The 16792-nt window shown below is 58.6% G+C and carries 13 protein-coding genes; 7 read left to right on the top strand and 6 right to left on the bottom strand.

Features of this window, described 5'->3' with window-relative positions; all coding sequences use genetic code 11:
• Positions 1–211 precede the first annotated feature (211 nt).
• Positions 212–1615 carry a UDP-N-acetylmuramate:L-alanyl-gamma-D-glutamyl-meso-diaminopimelate ligase gene (gene mpl / locus HHJ16_RS14870; protein ID WP_296901815.1) on the top strand — a complete coding sequence of 468 codons (1404 nt, stop codon included), beginning with the start codon at positions 212–214 and terminating at the stop codon, positions 1613–1615.
• Between the two features lie 112 nt (positions 1616–1727).
• Here the strand turns inward: mpl and HHJ16_RS14865 are convergent, their stop codons facing one another.
• From HHJ16_RS14865 to HHJ16_RS14840, 6 genes are all read right to left on the bottom strand, one after another.
• Positions 1728–2039 (bottom strand): hypothetical protein, encoded by a 312-nt coding sequence (locus HHJ16_RS14865; RefSeq protein WP_296901813.1) that lies wholly within the window; start codon positions 2037–2039, stop codon positions 1728–1730.
• 119 nt (positions 2040–2158) lie between these two features.
• Positions 2159–3280: a 3-deoxy-7-phosphoheptulonate synthase gene (locus tag HHJ16_RS14860; RefSeq protein ID WP_296901812.1), complete on the bottom strand. Its 1122-nt coding sequence runs from the start codon at positions 3278–3280 to the stop codon at positions 2159–2161.
• Positions 3281–3532: 252 nt separating this feature from the next.
• Positions 3533–5059 (bottom strand): metalloprotease TldD, encoded by a 1527-nt coding sequence (gene tldD / locus HHJ16_RS14855; protein WP_296901811.1) that lies wholly within the window; start codon positions 5057–5059, stop codon positions 3533–3535.
• Between the two features lie 124 nt (positions 5060–5183).
• Entirely contained in the window at positions 5184–6338 is a 1155-nt protein-coding gene (gene rodA / locus HHJ16_RS14850) for a rod shape-determining protein RodA (protein ID WP_296901810.1), read from the bottom strand.
• Positions 6339–6382: 44 nt separating this feature from the next.
• Positions 6383–8194, bottom strand: a complete 1812-nt coding sequence (locus tag HHJ16_RS14845) for a histidine kinase (RefSeq protein WP_296901808.1) — start codon at positions 8192–8194, stop codon at positions 6383–6385.
• Between the two features lie 92 nt (positions 8195–8286).
• On the bottom strand, positions 8287–8988 hold the full coding sequence (locus tag HHJ16_RS14840) for a response regulator transcription factor (RefSeq protein WP_296901807.1): 702 nt from the start codon (positions 8986–8988) through the stop codon (positions 8287–8289).
• A gap of 236 nt (positions 8989–9224) precedes the next feature.
• On the opposite strand from HHJ16_RS14840, the gene HHJ16_RS14835 reads away from it, so the two are divergent.
• From HHJ16_RS14835 to HHJ16_RS14810, 6 genes are all read left to right on the top strand, one after another.
• Entirely contained in the window at positions 9225–11318 is a 2094-nt protein-coding gene (locus tag HHJ16_RS14835) for a hypothetical protein (RefSeq protein WP_296901805.1), read from the top strand.
• A gap of 78 nt (positions 11319–11396) precedes the next feature.
• Entirely contained in the window at positions 11397–12008 is a 612-nt protein-coding gene (locus tag HHJ16_RS14830) for a YqiA/YcfP family alpha/beta fold hydrolase (RefSeq protein WP_296901803.1), read from the top strand.
• A 46-nt stretch (positions 12009–12054) separates the two neighbouring features.
• Entirely contained in the window at positions 12055–14133 is a 2079-nt protein-coding gene (locus HHJ16_RS14825; RefSeq protein ID WP_296901802.1) for an RNB domain-containing ribonuclease, read from the top strand.
• Between the two features lie 59 nt (positions 14134–14192).
• Positions 14193–15041, top strand: coding sequence for a TonB family protein (locus HHJ16_RS14820; protein ID WP_296901801.1), 849 nt, complete (start codon positions 14193–14195; stop codon positions 15039–15041).
• A 70-nt stretch (positions 15042–15111) separates the two neighbouring features.
• Positions 15112–15960, top strand: a complete 849-nt coding sequence (aroE, locus tag HHJ16_RS14815) for a shikimate dehydrogenase (RefSeq protein ID WP_296901799.1) — start codon at positions 15112–15114, stop codon at positions 15958–15960.
• On the top strand, positions 15957–16706 hold the full coding sequence (locus HHJ16_RS14810; protein ID WP_296901798.1) for a transglycosylase domain-containing protein: 750 nt from the start codon (positions 15957–15959) through the stop codon (positions 16704–16706). The genes aroE and HHJ16_RS14810 overlap by 4 nt, the downstream gene beginning before the upstream one ends.
• Positions 16707–16792: the final 86 nt, after the last annotated feature.

The following is a 16792-nucleotide window of genomic DNA, read 5'->3' as shown; positions in this document are numbered from 1 at the left end:
GGCCTAAAGTTCAACGCGAATTATCTGGCTAATAATTAGGGAGCAATAGAGACCTCGCCGGCCTCGGGTTGCCGCACCGGAACTTTTTGCCTTGAGAATTCAGCCAAATAACGATGGCTCGGGTTACCCACCCGCCGGAGGCCCCGCGCGGAAAACCTCTTCAGAACCCTCGACAGACTGGTCCCCGCACAGGCTCTCTAAAATGCAGCCCATGCACATACACATCTTGGGAATTTGCGGTACTTTTATGGGAGGCCTTGCCGCTTTGGCACGCGAGGCCGGGCATAAGGTGACCGGTTGCGATACCGGCGTTTACCCGCCCATGAGCGACCAGTTGCGCGCGTTGGGCATTGAGTTGATAGAAGGCTACGGTGCTGACCAGGTGGCGTTCAAACCCGATGTCTTTGTGGTGGGCAATGTGGTGTCGCGGGCACGGCTGACTGATGGCACCCCAAAGTATCCGCTGATGGAGGCGATATTGAACAGTGGCCTGCCCTACACCAGCGGCCCGCAATGGCTGGCTGAACATGTTTTGCAAGGGCTCCACGTACTCGCCGTGGCTGGCACCCACGGCAAGACCACCACCACCGCCATGTTGGCCTGGATCCTGGAGTGTGCCGGCCTGCAGCCGGGATTTCTGGTAGGCGGCGTGCCGCTCAACTTCGGCGTGTCGGCCAAACGGGGGGCTGGCTCCAGCTTTGTTATAGAAGCCGATGAATACGACACCGCATTTTTCGACAAACGCAGCAAGTTTGTACATTACCGCCCGCGCACGGCGATTCTGAACAACCTCGAATTTGATCACGCCGACATTTTTGACAATCTGGCCGCGATCGAACGCCAGTTTCACCACCTGGTCCGCACGGTTCCCTCGCAAGGCCGCCTGGTCGTGAATGCGGGCGAAGACAGCCTGCAGCGGGTGCTGGACCAAGGTTGCTGGAGTGAGCAAGTACTCTTCGGAAATAGTCCACGGAATATAGATGGATACACCGCCCAAGGAGAACCGCACGACTTCACAGTAGTTAAAGCGGGAGAGCCTGTGGCCCGCGTGCAGTGGAGCATCAGCGGCGTGCACAACCAGCTCAATGCCTTGGCCGCCATCGCTGCGGCTGAGCATCTTCGCGTCGCCCCTGAGTCAGCAGCCTTGGCACTGGCCGGGTTTAAGAACGTCAAGCGACGCATGGAAGTGCGCGGCGTAGTGCACCGAAGCGGTGGCGACATGACGGTGTACGACGATTTTGCGCACCACCCTACGGCCATCCACACCACGGTGGATGGCCTGCGTCGCCAGCTTGATGGCGCAGGAAAAACCAACGCCCGTATCCTCGCCATCTTCGAGCCGCGCAGCAACACCATGAAGCTGGGGACCATGACGGCGCTGCTGCCTTGGAGCCTGGAGCAAGCCGACCTGGCCTTTTGCCACGCGGGTGGTCTCGACTGGGACGCCAAAGCCGCCCTCGCTCCGATGGGCGAGCGCGCGCAGGTGGCGGATAACATCGAACAGCTGCTGGCCCAAGTCCTGGCAGCCGCGAGGCCCGGCGACCATTTACTGTGCATGAGCAATGGCGGTTTTGGCGGCATTCACGCCAAATTGCTCGAAGCGCTGAAGCAATAAGAGCGCCGTTATTTAATAGCAGCTTGTGCCTACTACTATTGGTTTAGATTTTTTTTGCTTAAAAAGTTGTCGATTCTGATCCACACTTTCACGGGGCCAAGTCCAAAGCGCGTTAGTAGCTAATGCTGAGAGAGTCCGCTTCAATATGCACCACCGGCTTGGCCAACGCTGCGCTCGCGGCACGTGCGAATTCTTGCGCCCACTTCGCGTCGGCGAAGCCAGCCGGGCCGGCGGCCTGCGCCACCACGACCACTTTGTCAGCCATCAGCAGCTTGCCGGTCGGCCGCAAAGGCTCGCACCCCATCCTGGTGAACTCGTCATCGAGCCACTTCCGCGCTACATCGTGCGGCATAGGCTGCGCTTCATTGAGATCGATCCGCACAGGCTGGTTGTCTTTAAACGTCACACTGACTTCGCTGCGCATGGCTTGCTCCTTTAGAGGTAATGGAAACGTGGCTCACTCTTTGGCGGTATGAGGGCATCGCCGCTCAGAAACCCGCAAGCACCTTCGGAGCGCTCGCGGATGGAGAATATCAAAGAAACCTATTTCGCCCGGCGCGCCACTACCGAAGCAGACAACGACTCTAGCACCGTCAGAGAATCGTTCCAGCCCAGACATGCGTCGGTAATGCTCTTTCCGTATTCCAGCGCTTTGGCGTCGTCCTTACCGGCCGTGAACTTTTGGGCACCGGGATTGAGATGACTCTCCACCATCACGCCAAACACATGATGCGAACCTCCCGCCACTTGGGCCGCTATATCACGCGCCACGTCAAGCTGCTTTTCGTGCTGCTTGGAACTGTTGGCATGGCTGCAATCGACCATCAAGGTCGCGGGTAGCTTGGCGGCTTCAAGCTCTTTGCATGCCGCAGCCACGCTCGCAGCGTCGTAATTTGGCGTTTTCCCGCCGCGCAGTATCACGTGGCAGTCCCCGTTGCCTTTGGTCTGCACCACCGCGACCTGCCCGTTCTTGTGCACCGACAAAAAATGATGGCCTCGTGCCGCCGCCTGGATCGCATCCGTCGCAATGCGTATATTGCCGTCGGTGCCGTTCTTGAAGCCAATCGGTGCCGACAAGCCGGAAGCGAGCTCTCGATGCACCTGGCTTTCCGTCGTGCGTGCGCCAATCGCGCCCCAAGAGATCAGGTCGCCGAGGTACTGCGGTGAAATGACATCCAAAAACTCGCTGCCTGCCGGAAGGCCCAAGCGGTTGATCTCAATCAACAACTGGCGCGCGATGCGCAGGCCTTCGTCGATGCGGTAGGTTTGGTCCAGGTAAGGATCATTGATCAACCCTTTCCAGCCGACGGTGGTGCGCGGTTTTTCAAAGTACACCCGCATCACGATTTCCAGCGTACCGGCGTACTTTCTGCGCTGCTCAGCCAAGCGGCGGGCATATTCGACGGCGGCGACTGGGTCGTGGATGGAGCACGGGCCAATCACCACCAGCAGCCGGTCATCGTTGCCCGCAATGATGTTGTGAATGTGCTGGCGGGTCTGCGTGATCAGCGATTCGACAGCGCTGCCTCTGATCGGGAAGAAGCGGATTAAATGCTCGGGAGGGGGTAGCACGGTGATGTCCTTGATGCGTTCGTCGTCGGTCTGGCTGGTTTTTTCGACAGTCGCATACCAGGCGTCGCTGGCAGAGGTGGCTTTGGCATTCATCGCAGGCTTCCTTTTTAATTTCGGAGAATTCAGGGAATCAGTAAAACAATTGAAGGGACGAAAAAAAACCGCCGGGTGGCCGGCGGTTTTTGGAGATTTGTTGCGTTTTTTAGGTTACGCGAAGATCTCTCTACCGCCAGAGGCGCTTGAGAACCAGAAGTAACCGAAATGAAATTTCACAGAAAACATAAATGTGAATGTAACACAATGGCCGTGCAACCAGGGTAAAACCGCCCCATTAACCCCACTTGATCACGCGGTTCCGCCCACCGTCAGTCCATCAATACGCAAGGTCGGCTGACCCACACCCACCGGCACACTCTGACCTTCTTTTCCACAGGTGCCGACGCCGCTGTCGAGCTGCATGTCGTTGCCCACCATGGTGACCCGAGTCAGCGCGTCCGGGCCGTTGCCCACAATCGTTGCGCCTTTGACGGGGTAAAGAATTTTGCCGTTTTCGACCCAGAAGGCTTGACTGGCCGAGAAGACGAACTTGCCCGAGGTGATATCGACCTGGCCACCAGCAAAGTTGGTGGCATAAAGACCTTTTTTGATGCTCGCCACAATTTCCTCGGGGGCCTTGTCGCCGCCCAACATATAGGTATTGGTCATGCGCGGCATGGGCACGTGCGCATAGCTTTCGCGACGGCCATTGCCGGTGGGTTTGGCCTTCATAAGCCGCGCATTGAGCGAATCCTGGATATAGCCTTTCAGTATGCCGTCTTCAATCAGCACGTTGCGCTGACTGGCGTTGCCTTCGTCATCCACATTCAGCGAACCGCGACGGTCGGGAATGGTGCCGTCATCCAGCACCGTCACGCCTTTGGCAGCCACCCGCTGGCCGATGCGGCCTGAAAACGCGCTGGAGCCTTTGCGGTTGAAATCGCCTTCCAGCCCGTGGCCAATTGCTTCATGCAACAAAATACCGGGCCAGCCAGGGCCCAGAACCACCGTCATTTGACCGGCGGGAGCGGGACGGGCTTCCAGATTGGTCAGCGCCGCTTGAACTGCGTCGTCCACATACTGCCCAATTTGCGCTTCATCAAAATAGGCCAAGCCGAAACGGCCACCGCCGCCGCCCGACCCTACTTCGCGCCGACCTTTTTGCTCGGCAATCACGGTCACGCTCAAACGCACCAGCGGACGAACATCGGCAGCCAATGTGCCATCAGCGCGCGCCACCATCACCACGTCGTATTCGCTGGCAAGACCGGCCATGACCTGAACGATGCGTGGATCTTTCGCTTTGGCGAGCTTTTCCACCTTCTCGAGCAGCTTGACTTTGGCGGTGCTGCTCAGCGTGGCAATCGGATCCAGATCGCGATACAGCGAGCGGCTATTGGCGATTTTTCGAGCGGGCGTTTTCACGCGGCCCGCCTTGCTGGCGGCTGAGATGCTGCGCACGGTGCGGGCTGCGTCCAGCAGCGAAGCCTCGGAAATGTCGTCGGAATAGGCAAACGCTGTTTTTTCACCGCTGACGGCACGCACGCCAACACCTTGATCGATGCTAAACGAGCCAGTTTTCACAATGCCTTCTTCCAGACTCCAGCCTTCGCTGCGGGTGTACTGAAAGAACAGGTCGGCATCGTCTACGCCGTAGACAGTGATCTCACCAAGGGCACGGCTCAGGCTCGCCTCATTCAATCCAAACGGCGCAAGCAGGAGTTTTTGCGCGATGGCCAGACGCTCGGAAGTGGACTCGGGCGTAGGGCGGGCCTGCGGACGCCCGCCCAGCTTGGTTTGACGAGCGGACGTGGCGGCAGATTTGAATGAAGTCATCCAGGGATTGTAGGCAGTCTGCCCTTGCGGCGCTGGTCGGCGAAACTAGGCCGGGAAGTAAGCAGGGCCAGCCTCTCGGCCGCAGCGCACTGCGCAAAAGCGGCCTGCGTGCGCGCAATATCTTTCAGGTTTGAACCAGCCGCTTGGCTTTGGCAATCGACATCAACATTCCAATGGCCAAGCCGAGCGTCACCATGGCCGTGCCGCCGTAACTGATGAAGGGCAGTGGAACACCCACCACCGGCAGAATGCCGCTGACCATACCCATGTTTACAAACGCGTAGGTGAAAAAAATCATGGTCAGCGCACCGGCCAGCAGTCGCGCAAACAAGGTCGGAGCTTCCAGCGCAATCGCCAAACCGCGCAAAATCAAAAAAATAAAACCGGCAATCAGCAAGAGATTCCCCAGCAAGCCGAATTCTTCGGAGAACGCCGCAAAAATAAAGTCTGTTGTGCGCTCGGGAATGAACTCCAGGTGGGTTTGCGTGCCCGCCATGAACCCCTTGCCGAGCACGCCGCCCGAGCCGATTGCAATCATGCCTTGAATGATGTGAAAACCCTTGCCAAGGGGGTCGCGGGAAGGATCGAGCAAAGTGCAAATGCGCTGCTGCTGGTAATCGTGAAGAATGGCCCAGCGCACTCCGTCCGCACACAGTTGCGGCTCAAACCACACCACAAGGAAAACGCCGATCAACCCCAGCAGCACCGGCGGCACAATCAGCTTCCAGCTCAGACCAGCAAAAAAAATCACTGCCAGGCCGGCGGCCAAAACCAGCAAAGCCGTGCCCAAATCGGGTTGCTTCATGATCAGCCCCACCGGCATCGCCAGCAGTACAGCGGCGGCCAGAAAGTCCAGTGGACGCAACTGGCCTTCGCGCTTCTGGAACCACCACGCCAGCATCAGCGGCATCGCAATTTTCAGGATTTCACTGGGTTGAATCACCACGCCCACGTTGAGCCACCGCTGCGCGCCCTTTTTCGTCACCCCGAAGACGGCGACGGCCACCAGCAAGATCACGCCCAAAGCATAAAGAGGCACGGCCAAGGTCATCAAGCGTTGCGGCGGAATCTGTGCCACAACAAACATGATCGCCCCGGCAATTAACATATTGCGCCCATGATCGGCAAAGCGACTGCCCTGGTCATAACCGGACGAATACATGATGAGCAGGCCGGCACACGCCAGCAGAAAAACGGCAAAGGCTAAAAGCCCGTCAAAGCCCTGCAGCAGGGGCAGGGTTCGCTGAAAAAGGGAAGGTCTGTCGAAAACGGCGGGCATGGGCCATTATCCCGTGCGCTGCTGCGGCCAGCCCGGCCGCCTCTTTAAAGAATCAGAATTTCCACCGAGGTGCGCCCCGGCTCACTGTGCAGCGACAAGATAGCGCCGATCGCTTGAGCCCGCTCGCGCATCGACTGCAGGCCCTTGCGAAAAGGCGTTGTCACATCAAAGCCGTGACCGTTGTCGATTAGGCGCAGTTGTGTGCCCCGAGGCGTCCTCACCGCCTCGATGCGCAGCCTGCTGGCTTGGGCGTGCTGCAGCACATTGGACAACGCTTCGAAGACCATGAACTGCAGCTGCCGCATGGCCTGTGCATCCAGGCGCGCCACCGGCTCGAGCATCTCCACACCCCACTGTAGTTCGATGTCGGACGCCGCAAAGCGCGGCTCCAGTCGGTAACGCAGGTTTGCCAAAAGGGCCGTCACGTCGCCCGGAGGCAGATTTATCGCATCGATAGACAGCTTGAGCTGGTCCAGCGAATCGCGTAGCGTCAGCAGCACCTCGGCGTTACAAGCCCGGCCGGATTGGAGCTGGCGAATCGCCGAACTGATGTGCGAACCCACGCCATCGTGCATGTCGCGCAGGATGCGCGCGCGCTCGGCCGTGCGCTCCTGGTCGCGCGCCAGAATTTCGAGCTTGCGATAGCTTTCCGCAAGCTCGGCTTCCTTTTCCGAAACGCGGTAGGCCATCGTGGCCAGCAGGTCGCGTGCTTGGGCACTCGCAGTGCGAAACCGTGCAATCACGATGTAGCCCAGGGCCACGCCGAACAGTACCGACGAATAGCGCATCAGGGTGTTTTCGGCATAGGTCGGATTGATGCGAAACAAATAGAAATCGCGCAGGCCGACCAGAAAATTAATCAACAACGCCGCCGCCACGACACGGTGCGGGAGCAGCGCTTTTTGGGTCGCACTCCAAAGAAAAACGATACTGAAACCTAACGTGGTTGCGGCCATCAGTGCGTAGAAAGACGTCAGCGCCAGCGGCTGGCCCCCGCCCAGAGCCCAGAGGGCCAGCACGACGCTACCTCCCATCAGCACGCCCAGCCAGCGACGGAGCCAGCGCGCTGAAGGGCGATGGTGCCAGCCGGCCACTTCCACGCAAAACAGCGTCATGCTGCAGCTCCAGGCGCCCACCACCACCACCTGCAACACGCCCCACCAAGGCCAGAGCAACGGCGGATTCTCTATCAGCGTATCGCTCACACCGACCGTAAAGAGAAGCTCAGCCAGCCCGGCAAACAGATACAGCGGATCACGCCGAGGCCGACCGGGGCGGGTAAGGTCCGTCTGGGTGGCCCACAGCGACAGCGCCATCAGCCCAATCACCAGGCTGAACGCCCCCACCACCAACGAACCGGTGCCGCGCCAGTGGTAATTCCAGATGTAGGCGTCATACACCTCCTCCTGCGGGCCCACCACCAAGGGGGAAAGTCCGCCGCGACGCCCTATATCCGCGCGAACGTGGACACGAATCAGGTTGGAGTTTTGCAGCAAACCGGGCGAAATGACAACATAGCGGGGCACCCGCGCATAGTCAGCGCCGTTGTAATGCCGTAAGTCGCCCTGGCGCTGCAGCAGCGTGCCATTGAGCCAAATTTCATAGGCGTTGCCGAGGCGCGGCAAGTACAGGCTCCAGGGATCGTCAGGCAGATCGGGCAGATCAAAGCGGAGCTCGAACACCGCCTCACCCTGCTGGCCCTTGTTGTAACGGTCCCAGTGATACGGGAGCTGAAGATCCTGGGTAGTAGTGACCCCGTTAACCGTGATATTCGCCCGCGCATGGGTCAGCTTCAGCGGACTATCCTGGGCATTAGCGGCCCAAGAAAGCGCGGAAAGAAGAACGATCAAAAACAAGTTGCCTCTTTGCCCCCACAAGCTTTGCCTAAGTCGCCTTGCACTCATGAATACATCGTAACAAAACATATCTGCACAACCCTCGGATCGGGTCACCCTGGCGGCAGCAAGCCCATCCGGGTTGCCTCGAACACGGCCTCACTTTTGGAATGTACGGCCAGCTTGCTGTAGAGATTTTTGATGTGCGTTTGTACCGTGTGCACCGTGATCGCTTTCAGAGCGGCAATTTCCGCGTAGGAGAACCCCCGTGAAATCAATTCCAGCACTTCCTTCTCACGCCCGGAGAGCAAGTTTTTTTCATCTAAAGTTGCTCTGTTTTTTATAGCTGTCTCAGCTTGACTGGAAGGCGCCTGCAGCTGACTTGACTGCAATGCCCGATACTTGAACAGCACCCGTCTGGCAATCATCGGCGAAATGGGCGAGGCACCCGCCTTCATCTCCAGAATCGTCTGCGCGATGTCAGCGGGCGCTGCGTCCTTGTGAATGTACCCAAGGGCGCCGGCCTCGATGCTGGCCAGCACGTTGTCCTCGTCGCCGAACATCGAAATCACCAGCGGTTCGCACTCGGGGCGGCACAATCGTGCGTGGCGAATCACATCCAGCCCGCTACCGTCCGGCAGGCCGAGATCGGTCAGCAGCACATCCACCCCTTGCACGGGATCGTCCAGCCAGACGCGCGCCTCAGCCACAGTACCGACACTGGCAACCAGTGTGAGCTGGTCCGAACGCAGCACGCTGGCCGCGAAAAAATCGCGCATCGGCGCGTCGTCTTCAACAATTAATACACGCCACACAGAGATAACCCTCCTGACCGCCGCGCTCTGGGAGCCTCACCAGACCCGACGCAGGCCTGAGCATATCGGCAACGCCGTGGGCTGTGCCAACAACAGGCTCCCATGTTTATGGGAAACCTCGCATCGCATCCCATATTCGTGGGATGCACTTTGTCACAACTACCGGCTAAATCCGGTTTACGCGCCATCCGTATTTATTTTCGGAGCGCTCGACTCAAACCCAACTGGAGCAATTAATGAACATGAAATTTCGAAAAATATGGCTTGCCGTCGCGGGCACGACCGTCCTGGCGCTGGCAGGATGCGGCGGCGGCAGCAGTGGGAGTAGCCTCCTCATTCCTTCAGCAGACGTCATTTCGGGTGTTGCAGCAACCGGCGCGGCACTCGCCAACGCGGGCGTCGCCGTGACCAACAGCAGCGGCAATTCGCCCTGTCTGGAAGCGTCCATTTCCACCACGGCGCTGGGCAGCTACACCTGCACTTTGAAAAACGGGGAAACGGCACCGTTTTTCGTCGTAGTCACAGACCCCACCGGCAACACGCCCCCGATGGTGAGCGTAACGACTACTACACCGACCCATGGCACACCCCTCACGCTCAACGTTACGCCACTGACGACCGCCATCGTGGCGCAGCTGGCGTCCGATGGCAATCCTTTAACCCTGGTCAACAGCAAACAGGTCAACGCCGCCGACCTGAAACAGCTGACCGCCAACGTCGTGGCGCAGCTGCTTCAAGTATTAAAGGCCATTCAAGCACCCGACGGTTATGACCCTTTCACCACCAGCATCACCGCTGCAACGGCATCGGGCATCGGCAATACGGCCGACATGGTGCTGGATGTGGTCAAGGTCGTCACCAACCCGGCCACCGGCAAGCTGGCGCTGAGTACCGTGGACAATCCTCTGCCAATAGACTTGGCCACGGCCACAGCGCCCGGCACCCCGATGCCGCTTCCAGACGCAGCCATCGCGACGCTCTCGCAAGCGGCCCAAGTTGCCGCGCAGACATTGACGGCATGCTTTGCGATACCAACCGCCCAGCGCGTAGTGACTAAAGACGCCACCATCGTGTCAGCGAATGGCGGTCCAGAAGTGACCAATGTCGATCCCGCCTGCCAAAATATAACGGCAACCCTCGGCAATGGAGCCGGCGTGAAGTTTCTGGACAACGGTTACAAAGCCGGCCAAGTTTTCTACAACTTGCTGACCAGCGACACCATGACCGGCGCGAAATTCAGCGTGCCGGAAATCATGGCTTATTACCCGGCTGATCCTGCGGTCGCGGCCCCGGCCCCGGCTGCCTTTAACCGAGCCGTCATTAACATCAAGTTTCTGGACGCCAATGGCGACCCGGGCCATGTGATCACCACGGCCCGCAAAATTCCGGGCACTACGTCGACCTCGCGCCCGACGGACTGGTGGCTGGTGGGTAACCAGCATCCTGCGGACGTGAACGTCAAACTGCAAATTCGCCGCGTCGAGCAGAAGAACCCGGCCAACACCGCCAAGTTCAGTACCTTCCAAACCGGCATCCAGTTCAATGTGAACAGCACCGGCCCGGGCAGCAGCAACGCCGGCAATGCACTAAAGTACGCGCGAATTTCTGGCCCCGGTTTGCCGGGCAATGGCGCGGCGGGCACGGGACTGGTCTACGTCGTTTCGACCGGAACACAGACTTCCATGGATTTGTTCAGCAAGACTGGCAGCCTGACGACCGGCAGTCAATGCGGCAACGTGGCCACGTTCAACTGTCCGAACTTCTGGCTCGCTAGAACTACAGGTCTCGATCCTGCGAGCTCCGCGAAAACTCTGGCGGCCAATCCGGCGAACAGTGGAAATGTGCTGTTGTGGAAACAGCCGGCAGATTCCACTGTTGACTCCACCAAGTTCGTCAAGGGAGCAAAGTACCAGGTTGAATTGTTCTATGGAACCACCCCCACCACCGCCGCAATCATTTTCCACAAGACGCTACTTTCTGATCTGGTTCAGGCTGAACAAGCCGTGAACCTGCCCTGGAACACGCTGGGCGCGCAATCGGTGAGTGCGCTTGATCCTACTGGCAGCCTGACTGGCGCGCAGACGGCGCTGCCAATAGACTGGGTGCAAAATAGTTCGGCCCAGCAAATCCATCAGGTACAGGCCGTCGTCGACACAACGTTTGGTAGTTTCGGCCCGTTGAAAGCGGTGCCGAGGGGAGCCACCTCGGCCATTTTGGATAATCAGACTGTGCCTATTTTTGGAATAGCCCCCAACATCGGCCGCACCTTGCTGTTCAGTTACCGAATGCTCGACGGCAGCGGCAAGACGGCGGTCTACACCTACAACTGACCGCTGGTTCGGTTGAAAGCCCCGCACGGCCAAAGCCTGCGGGGCTTTTTTGTGACTATTCCTTCGTATGATGGCGCCATGCACACCACCCATCTGCTCTACCTGCATGGTTTTCGCTCCTCGCCGCAGTCGATAAAAGCTCGCAAAATGGCCGCTTTGATGGCGGCGCGCTACCCGGAGGTGACCTGGTGGTGCCCGCAGCTGCCGCCGTCACCACGTGACGCGATGGCGCTACTGACAAAAGGCACGGCCGACTGGCCCCACGCGACCACGGCAATCATCGGATCTTCGCTCGGAGGGTTTTACGCCAGCGCGATGGCAGAACGAAGGCACTGCAAAGCCGTACTACTCAATCCCGCAGTCGATCCAGCGCGAGATCTGGCGCAGTTTATCGGGGAGCAGACCGCTTGGCACAACCCTGATGCGCATTTTTTCTTTGAACCCCGATTTATCGATGAGTTAACGGCGCTGCATGTCGGCACCCTGACTACCGCGCAAAACTATTTGGTCGTTATTGCGAAGGGGGATGAAGTGCTGGACTGGCGCGAGATGATGCACCGCTACGCCGGCGCGCAAATACGTCTGCAGGAAGGCGGCGACCACGCCCTGAGTGATTTCGAACGGCATGTGCCGCTCATTCTGGATTTCCTGGGTTTGACAGCTGTCCGGAACACGGCTTGTTTACACTAGCCATCCGCTACTCAAGGCAAGTTACCAAAGGCTAAAGGATTCCGTTTTGTTTGTATTGTTTGAAGAAACCGGCAAATTTTTGGCTGGTCGAATTTTGTCGGAAACTGATGCCTCGCTGCAAGTCGAACTCGACTCTGGCAAGCGCGTCAAGGTGAAGGCCGCCAATGCACTGCTGAAGTTTGAAAAACCTGCACCCGCCGAGCTGATCGCTAGCGGCCAAAAATTGAGCGAAGACATCGAGTTGGAGCTGGCCTGGGAATTTGCCAGTGAAGACGAGTTTGGCTTTGCCGACCTGGCGCGCGACTATTTCAGCTCAGACGCTTCAAAACCTGCCTCGACGCTGCAGCAAGCCGCAGCACTATTCCGGCTGTACGAAGCGCCCCATTATTTCCGCAGGGCTGGCAAAGGCCGATTCAAAAAAGCCCCTCTCGAAATCTTGCAGCAGGCGCTCGCTGCCATCGAAAAAAAGAAACAGATTGCGGTACAAATTAATGTCTGGGCCGAGGAACTTGCGCACGGGCAATGTCCTGCGCCAGTCCGTGAGCAGCTTTATAAAATTCTTTTCAAACCGGATAAAAACAGTCCCGAGTACCGGGCCGTGGTTGAAGCCTCGCGCGCGACCCACACCGCGCCGCTGGACCTGCTGCAAAAAGCCGGTGCCATTGCCTCGCCACACCAGTTTCACTGGAAGCGCTTTCTGTTTGAAAACTTTCCAAGAGGTACGGGCTTTCCGGCCTTGCAAGCCCCGCAAGTCAAGGACGAATTGCCACTGGCAGAGGTGCGCGCGTTTTCGATCGATGACTCCAGCACCACCGAGATTGACGACGCCTTGTCGGTACAGGGAATCGGCAGCGGGACCATCACGTTGGGCATTCATATTGCTGCGCCGGGCTTGGCCGTATTACCGGGCAGTGCGATAGATGCGGTTGGCCGGGCACGCTTGTCCACGGTGTATATGCCAGGCTACAAGCTAACCATGCTGCCGGATGAAATCGTCCAAACTTACACCTTGCTGGAAGGTCGCAATTGCCCGGCCTTATCGCTCTACCTCACGTTGGACGAAACGACGCTAGAGATCAAGGACAGGGTCACGCGGCTGGAGCAGGTCCCGATCGTCAGCAACCTGCGTCACGATGAGTTGGACAACACCTTCACCGAGGCATTTTTCGAAGCGGCCCAACAGGTTCCGCGCGCCGATGTGCCTTGGGGTGTTGAGTTGACCTTCCTGCACCGGCTCGCCAAACACCTCAAGGGCCAGCGCGAAGTCGTGCGCGGCAAACCCGAAAATTTCAACCGGCCCGACTACAACTTCAAGCTCGACAATCCGACCGGCCAAGAGCCGCACGGCGAAGAGACGGTCAGTATCAGTATTCGCCAGCGCGGCGCACCGCTGGATTTAATCGTGGCCGAAGCGATGATTCTGGCCAACAGCACCTGGGGCCAGTGGCTGGGAGAGCATGGCGTGCCGGGCATTTACCGCAGCCAGGCAAGCCTGGCCCCCGGTGTCAAAGTGCGCATGGGCACCAAGGCGTTGCCGCATGCGGGCCTGGGCGTGCCAAGCTACGCTTGGAGCACCTCGCCGCTGCGGCGCTACACCGACCTGGTCAACCAATGGCAAATCATTGCGTGCGTCCGACATGGCCGCACGGCCGCATTGGCGGCGCCGTTCAAGCCCAGGGACGCCGATCTTTTTTCGATCATTTCGTGCTTTGATGCCGCCTACAGTGCCTACAACGGTTTTCAGGCGGGCATCGAGCGCTACTGGACGCTTAAATATCTGCAACAAAACAGCATCACCGAACTGACCGCCACGGCTTTTAAGGACAACCTGGTTCGCGCCGACGACCTGCCGCTGGTACTTCCGGCGCTGGGGGCCCAAGGTTTGCCCCGTGGCGCCAAAGTGCGCATCAAGCTGGGAGCGATTGATGAGATCACGCTGGATATATCAGGCACTGTGATTGAACGGCTTGACGTTGTGGGGGACAGTGCAGGTGGGGCGCAGGTTGAAGCGGCTAACGACGAAGATGAGAGCGAATCCAACCTGGCCGCTGGCCCAATATCAATTGCCGTTGACCTCAACGAGCCCGCAGCGGATGCGGCCAGCGCATCGGCACCCGCTGATTGACCAGCAAGCACGCCGGCAACAAGGCAGGAAACCGGATAAAGCCCCGATAATCTCCCCCTGTGAAATCATTTAGCACGCTACAAATCGCCCTGGGGGTGTCCATCGCCGTCCATGCGGCGCTGCTGACCGTGCGTTTTGTCGACCCTGATGGCTTTAACCGCATGTTCAAGGACGCGCCGCTGGAAGTGATTCTGGTTAACGCCAAATCCAATGAAAAACCGGATTTTGCGAAAGCCATTGCACAGGCATCGCTCGCCGGCGGAGGCGAGCTTGAAAAAGGCCGCGCCACCTCGCCCCTGCCACCCTCTGCGTTGATGGAGTTGGGTGATGCTGCGGACGATGCGCAGCGGAATGTCGAATCGCTGCAGCAGCAGCAAACCCAATTACTGGCGCGCATTAAAAAACAACTGGCTTCCATGCCTCCGCCAGACATGGCGCTGCCTGCCAACAACCCTGCGCAGGCGAACCGTGAGGAAAAGCGCAAGCAGCTGATCAAGATATTGGCGGAAATCGAAAAACGCATCAACGAAGAAAATGCGCGACCCAAAAAACGCTACATCAGCCCCGCCACCCGCGAAGAAATCTATGCCGTGTATTACGATGCGCTTCGACACAAGATTGAAGACAAGGGTACCGTGAATTTCCCCGAGCAGGCTGGCAAAAAACTGTACGGTGAACTCACCATGATCGTGACGGTCAATTTTGACGGCCGCGTTCTGGACACCGAAGTGGTTCAAACTTCGGGCAACCTGACGCTGGACAGACGGGCGCAGAAAATCGTTCGCGCCACCGCGCCATTCGGCCGGTTCAGTGAAGCGATGCGGCGCAAGGCGGACCAGTTGGTGGTCGCCTCCCGCTTTAAATTCACGAGGGAAGATACGCTTGAAACAAAACTCACGAGCCATTGAGTTTTGGCCCCTCCCAGAGCGTCAACATGGCCACCGGACAAGGTGCTCATCATGAATAACGACTGAAGCCATGGATAGCTACTACGTACTAGGCAACCCCATCGCACACAGCAAATCACCGTTGATTCATGCGCGGTTTGCGGAGTTGACGGGACAGGCGATGCATTACGGCCGTTTACTCACACCGCTCGACGGTTTTGCGGCCATGCTGGCGCACCTGTTGCAGAGCGGCGCGCGCGGTTGCAACGTCACCGTGCCCTTCAAACTGGAAGCGTTCCGGGCAGCCAGCACGCAAACGGACCGGGCGCAACTGGCCGAGGCCGCAAACACCCTCACGCTGGCCGGAAGCGCCGTTCACGCCGACAACACCGATGGCGTGGGGCTCGTCAACGACATTCAGAACCATGCGGGCGTTTCCTTGGTCGGCCGTGACGTGCTGCTGATAGGTGCCGGCGGCGCGGCTGCGGGCGTACTGGCTTCTTTGCTGGCTGCGACGCCACGACGGCTGGTGTTGGTCAATCGCACCAGGGCCAAGGCAGAGGCACTGGTAGATCGTCACAAAGCGCATGTTTCCATGCAAGATTTCCTGAAAAAAACAGAACTCGCGACCCAGGACCTGCCAAGTCTGAAGGGCGATTTCGACGTTGTTATCAACGCCAGTTCTAGCAGCTTGACAGGCACCGGCGTGCCCGTTGACCGCAGCGTACTCAAACCCGGCGCGCTCGCTTACGACATGATGTATGGCCCCGCAGCGGCGGGTTTCATGACCTGGGCCCGTGAAAACGGCGCCACGCCGCGTGACGGCCTGGGCATGCTGGTAGAGCAGGCGGCCGAAGCGTTTGCATGGTGGCGGGGCGTGCGCCCTACAGCGTCGCAGGTGCTGAAGGTGTTGCAGGAAATACGGGCATTGCCGGCATGAAGGCACTCATACGCCTGGTCGGTCTCGCGCTGCTGGCGGGACTGGCGATAGAGTTCTATTTTGTGGCGCGCATTGGCGTGATGGCTGCCGTGGACCCAGAGTCGACCGCATTTCAGCGCTCGGAGGTTTACCTGATTGCCAGAGACACCGGGACGCTGAAATGGCGTCAGCAATGGGTGCCTTATACGGCGTTGTCCGATAACCTGAAACGGGCGGTCATTGCCTCGGAAGATGCCAGCTTCGTTGAGCACGACGGCGTCGATATGATTGCGCTTGAACAGGCCTGGGAGAAAAATGCCAAGGCCGAACAGCGCGCTGCTAAATCGACCCCCCGTCCAAGCGCCGCCAGACCGGCGAAGTCCGGCGTGAAAGCTGTGAAAATTGTTGGGGGTTCCACCATCACGCAGCAACTCGCTAAAAACCTGTTTCTATCGGGTGAACGCACATTACTGCGCAAAGGCCAGGAGCTGGTGCTCACCTTGCTGCTCGAAGCATTGCTCAATAAACAGCGCATTCTTGAGATTTATCTGAACAATGTGGAATGGGGCGATGGCGTTTTTGGTGCGGAAGCCGCAGCCCAGCACTATTACCGAAAGCCCGCGTCGAAGTTGACCGCCTATGAAGCCGCTCGTCTGGCCGTGATGCTGCCCCGACCCAGATATTTTGAAACCCGCGCCAACTCGGGTTACCTTGCTTCGCGCGCAAGCACCATCACGGCCCGCATGGGCGGCGTGGAACTTCCTTAGTCACTCAGCCATGAGCGGAAAAATAAGCTTGCCATGCCGCTATTTAACTCTTTCACTTTTTCATTCGACATGGCTGTCGCTAGAGC

It is taken from the genome of Polaromonas sp. (assembly GCF_012927485.1).
Taxonomy (GTDB): domain Bacteria; phylum Pseudomonadota; class Gammaproteobacteria; order Burkholderiales; family Burkholderiaceae_C; genus Polaromonas.
Note: the sequence above shows the minus strand (reverse complement) of the source record. Positions and strands in the feature narration are given on the sequence as shown.